Annotated in this window: 1 protein-coding gene; it reads right to left on the bottom strand. The window is 67.6% G+C overall.

From position 1 onward, the window contains the following. The coding region (locus BFF76_RS28860; RefSeq protein WP_141695687.1) for an acyltransferase domain-containing protein at positions 1 to 525 on the bottom strand (525 nt) is incomplete at both ends.

Here is a 525-nt window from a genome sequence, read left to right as displayed (position 1 = left end):
TCGACGGCTTCCCAGAACTGGGCGTCGACCGGGTCCACCGTGCCCGCAGCGGGGGCGGCCAGGGCCTCCGGCCAGTAGTGCCGGCGCTGGAACGCGTAGGTCGGCAGGTCCACATGTGCCGGGACATGACCGGCGAACAGGGACTGCCAATCAAGGTCGACCCCGTTTACGTGCGCCTCAGCCAGCGACGTCATGAAACGGCGTGGCTCGTCCTCCTCCCGGCGCAACGTCCCCAGCGCCACCGCGTCACTGCCGACCGCCTCGAACGTCTCCTGCAGACCCAGCTGCAGCACCGGATGCGGACTGACCTCCACGAACACACGATGCCCCGCATCCAGCAGAGCCCTCGTCGTCTCCTCCAGCCGCACCGTCCGGCGCAGGTTGGTGTACCAGTACTCGCCGTCCATACCCGCCGTGTCCAGCAACTCACCGGTAACCGTCGAGAACAACGGCACCTGCGACGCACGCGGGGACAGATCCGACAGCACTGCCAGCAGCTGGTCATGGATCCGCTCCACATGCGCA

Origin of the sequence: Streptomyces mutomycini (assembly GCF_001700505.1) — a bacterium.
In the GTDB taxonomy this organism is placed as follows: domain Bacteria; phylum Actinomycetota; class Actinomycetes; order Streptomycetales; family Streptomycetaceae; genus Streptomyces; species Streptomyces mutomycini.
Note: the sequence above shows the minus strand (reverse complement) of the source record. Positions and strands in the feature narration are given on the sequence as shown.